The organism is Herbaspirillum sp. B65 (genome assembly GCF_000333555.1).
Classification (GTDB): domain Bacteria; phylum Pseudomonadota; class Gammaproteobacteria; order Burkholderiales; family Burkholderiaceae_D; genus Herbaspirillum; species Herbaspirillum rubrisubalbicans.
This window is the reverse complement of record NZ_BADI01001032.1, coordinates 1-3,805: the sequence shown is the minus strand read 5'-3', so window position 1 is coordinate 3,805 and position 3,805 is coordinate 1. Positions and strand designations below refer to the sequence as shown.

Annotated in this window: 5 protein-coding genes; 3 read left to right on the top strand and 2 right to left on the bottom strand. The window is 63.7% G+C overall.

Going from position 1 to position 3,805, the window contains the following annotated elements:
- Window positions 1-599: ZIP family metal transporter (locus I5W_RS24330; protein ID WP_044531183.1), on the bottom strand; the 599-nt coding region annotated here is incomplete at its 3' end.
- Between the two features lie 396 nt (window positions 600-995).
- Here I5W_RS24330 and I5W_RS24325 point away from each other — a divergent pair.
- The 3 genes from I5W_RS24325 (at window position 996) to I5W_RS24315 (ending at window position 2,926) form a co-directional block, all read left to right on the top strand.
- Window positions 996-1,898, top strand: coding sequence for a manganese catalase family protein (locus tag I5W_RS24325; protein WP_044531182.1), 903 nt, complete (start codon window positions 996-998; stop codon window positions 1,896-1,898).
- A gap of 78 nt (window positions 1,899-1,976) precedes the next feature.
- The gene (locus tag I5W_RS24320; RefSeq protein WP_017455308.1) at window positions 1,977-2,489 is read left to right on the top strand and encodes a ferritin-like domain-containing protein; all 513 of its coding nucleotides are present in this window, start codon (window positions 1,977-1,979) and stop codon (window positions 2,487-2,489) included.
- A 50-nt stretch (window positions 2,490-2,539) separates the two neighbouring features.
- Window positions 2,540-2,926, top strand: a complete 387-nt coding sequence (locus I5W_RS24315) for a hypothetical protein (protein WP_044531181.1) — start codon at window positions 2,540-2,542, stop codon at window positions 2,924-2,926.
- Here I5W_RS24315 and I5W_RS24310 read toward each other — a convergent pair.
- Window positions 2,923-3,805: EAL domain-containing protein (locus tag I5W_RS24310; protein WP_044531180.1), on the bottom strand; the 883-nt coding region annotated here is incomplete at its 5' end. The two genes, I5W_RS24315 and I5W_RS24310, sit on opposite strands and share 4 nt — an antisense overlap.

Sequence of the window (3,805 nt, the reverse complement as noted above, 5' to 3'; positions counted from 1 at the left end):
TGCAGGCGATGCGAAGGCAGCACCGAAGCCTGCTCGGAAGACACCCCGCCATACGCCACGCCCACCGCCAAGCCTTCGGGCAGGTTGTGCAAGCCCACCGTCAGCACGAACAGCCAGACCCGCCGCAATGCGGCCTGCTGCGCCAGCTCATCATGAGCGTGCCCGGCACGCTGCAGCACCAGCACCAGCAGCGCACCGACCAGCACGCTGGCGCCGGTGACGAGGCTGGCCAACTGCTGGCCGGCACCGCTTTGTTCCAGGCTGTGCAGGGCCGGCAAGATCAGCGAGAACACCGATGCGGCCAGCATCACCCCAGCGCCAAAACCGGTACAGCAGTCCGACATGCGCGGCGAGAAGCGGCGCGAAAAGAACAGTGGCAGCGTGCCGGCGGCCGTGGCGGCAGCCGCCGCCATGCCACCACAGTAGGCGCGCCAGATGCGTGGCTCCTGGGCACTCCACCAGCCCAGCGCCAAGGCCACCAGCAGCACGCCCGACGCCACCAGCGGCCAGCTCAGGCGCATCGCCTGTTGCGGATTGCAGGCCGGCGGGTCCAGGGAGGCAATGACAGTGGAAGCGGAAGGCTCGACTTTGCGCAGCATACGGGTCCTTGGTTCTAACGGAGGGGCAAGCCACCGGGATGGGGAAGCGCACTGCTGCACCAGGAAAAAAGCAAGAGCGCAATGCGGCTTGATACGCGCCAGTCTAGCGATCCGCCCGCGCGGCTCCCATCGGACTAACACTGAATCTCTACCCTGTCGTCGTCCGACGGTCACGGCCACTGCCGCGCAGGGCAGGCCTTGTCGCGCTAAGGATGTCCGACACGCTTGAGCGTCACCGATCACCGCGCAATTTCCGCTGCTGCCGATGGTATGGCAGAGCACTTCCCTCCTAGCATGAAACTTCAGTTGATCGCACCAAGCCCACGCGGCGCAGCTCATGCGCCGGGCATGGCTTCCCTTTTCCTTCACTTCACCCGCCCCCACAAGGAGACCGATATGTTTGCCCACAACAAACGCCTGCAATACACGGTACGCGTCGCCGGCCCCAATCCCGGGCTGGCCAACCTGATGCTGGAACAGTTCGGCGGCCCGCAAGGCGAACTGGCCGCCGCTTGCCGCTACTTCACCCAAGCCATTGCCGAGGATGACCCCGGCCGCAAGGACATGCTCTTCGATATCGCCACCGAAGAACTGAGCCACCTGGAAGTGATCGGCAATATCGTGGTCATGCTCACCAAGGGTGCCAAGGGCAAGCTGGCCGAAGGCGTGAAAGAAGAAGGCCTGCTCTACAAGGAAATCACCGGTGCCGGCAACGACAGCCACGTCACGCAAGTGCTCTATGGCGCCGGCGCACCGCTGGTCAATTCGGCCGGCGTTCCCTGGAGCGCGGCCTACGTCGACACCATCGGCGAACCCACCGCCGACCTGCGCTCCAACATCGCCGCCGAAGCCCGCGCCAAGATCGTCTATGAACGCCTCATCAACCTCACCGACGACCCCGGCGTGAAGGAAGCGCTGGGCTTCCTGATGACGCGCGAGATCGCGCATCAGAAGTCGTTCGAGAAGGCGCTCTATGCGATCCGCCCCAATTTCCCGCCGGGAAAGCTGCCTGGCGATCCGCGCTTCTCCAAGGTCTACGTCAATCTCTCGCAAGGCGTGGGCGAACAGACCGGCCCCTGGAATGACGGCCAGCAATGGGAACGCCTGGATGGCGCCGATGCCCTCACTCCGGTCGATGGCGGCGATGGCCAGGCCAGCGTGGAACTGAGCGCCGATGAGCAGGCCGTGCTGGACCAGATGGCCGCCCGCACCGCCTCGGCCCAGGATGGCGAACCGCTGACCGGGGCCGAGATCGGCTCGGCCGATCCCGAGATGAACCTCAAGGCCAAGCAACCCTGAGGTCGACCCTGCCTTCCCTGGCCCCGCCTAGCCTTACGTGAGGGGCCAGGCCTCTACCAGAATCACAAGGAGAATCGCATGACTACCGACGTCAACGAAAACCTGCTGGCCTGGCTCAAGGATGCCCACGCCATGGAACAGCAAGCCGAACAGATGCTCAAGGCGCAAGCCAACCGCATCGATCACTATCCCGAACTGAAAGCGCGCCTGGAATCGCACCTGCAGGAGACCCTGGGCCAGCAGCAGCAGGTGGAAGCCTGCATCAAGCGCTTGAATGGCAGCGCCTCCCTGCTCAAGGACATGACTGCTCGCATGACGGCCTTTGCCCAGGCTGCGGGCGGCATGACCCAGCACGATGAAGTGGTCAAGGGCGCCATCGCCGGCTATGTGTTCGAGAACCTGGAGATCGCCTGCTACACCTCGCTCATCGCCGCCGCCCGCGAAGCCGGCGACAGCGAAACCGAACGCATCTGCAGCGCCATCCTGGAACAGGAAAAAGCCATGAGCAGCTGGATGCTCAACCACCTGCCCACCGTCACGCGCGACTTCCTGGTGCGCTCGGCGACGCCCGGTCAAGCAGCCAAGGTGTGATGATGAACGGGATGAATGGGATGAGTGGAACCAATGGGACAAAAAGTGGAATGGAAAATACGCCGCAGCCGGCGGTGGCGGCCTTCCCCTTCCCCACCCTGGTGGCCGCCCAGCAAGCCTACGACGCCCTGCGCGAGCGGGGCCTGGCTGCCGAGCAACTGGAGTTGCGGGTGATGGATGATGAGGCCGGCCCCTCCAGCGGCAACTTCATCCTGGAATATAAGCAAACCAATGTCCACTTCGACAGCAGCTGGCTGGACATGCTCACCAACCGCGACGATCCCAACGTGGGAGCGGGACGACAGGAAGTGTTCTGGTCCTGCGAGGCGCTACTGCTGGTGCGCACCGACGATGTCCACATCCTCAATGCGCTGCAGGAAGTCTATCGCGCCAGCGGCATGGACTTCGATGCCGTGCGCCATGGGCGCAAGGCCTAGGCAGTAAGGCCCATACAGCCGCACTGGGCCTGGCGTTCCAGCCAGCACTGGACCTGGTCGGCGGCCAGCGGCACCGAGAACAGATAGCCCTGGCCATAGACCGCACCCAGTTCGCGCAGGCTTTGCAGATGCTGGGGCGTTTCCACCCCTTCCACCACACAGGCCAGTTGCATGTCATGGCTCAGGGCCAGCAAGGACTTGATGATCTTGTGGCTCACGGCATCATGTTCGATGTCGGCCACGAAGCTCTTGTCGATCTTGATGCGGGTCAGCGGCAGCGCGTGCAGATGGCTCAAGCTGGCATAGCCGGTGCCGAAGTCGTCGAGCGTGATGCCACAGCCGAGCTGGCGCAGGGAGGTCACCAACTGGCGTGATTTTTCCAGATCCTGCAGCACCGCCGTTTCGGTGATTTCCAGATCCAGGCGCGAAGCACAGAAACCCGAGCCGGTGATGACCTTGACGATCTCGCTCATGCCTTCGCTGGTGTTGATGTCATTGGCCGAAAGATTGAAGGACAGGCGCATCTCAGGGGGCCAGGCGGCTGCGGCCTGCAGCGCCTTCTTCAGCAGCGTCACGCTCAACTGGTTGATGATGCCCATGCGTTCGGCAGCCGGGATGAATTCCATCGGCGCCACCACGCCCTTGGTGGCACTGTGCCAGCGCGCCAGGGCTTCGAAGGCGACCGGCTGGCAGTCGTCCAGACGCACGATGGGCTGGAAGACCACCGATAATTCACGCTCGAAATCAGCCCGTCGCAAGGCTTGTTCGATGTTGGCATTGCGCTGGATCTGGGCCTTGTCCTGCGCGGAAAAGAGCGTGACGGTACCGCGCAGTGCGCGCTTGCCCTGGTACAGCGCATAGTCGGCGTGCTCATAGAGC

Excerpts from the sequence above, each read along its gene's own strand:
- I5W_RS24315 (WP_044531181.1), top strand. The coding sequence starts at position 2,540 with ATGGAAAATACGCCGCAGCCGGCGGTGGCGGCCTTCCCCTTCCCCACC.
- I5W_RS24325 (WP_044531182.1), top strand. The coding sequence starts at position 996 with ATGTTTGCCCACAACAAACGCCTGCAATACACGGTACGCGTCGCCGGC.
- I5W_RS24320 (WP_017455308.1), top strand. The coding sequence starts at position 1,977 with ATGACTACCGACGTCAACGAAAACCTGCTGGCCTGGCTCAAGGATGCC.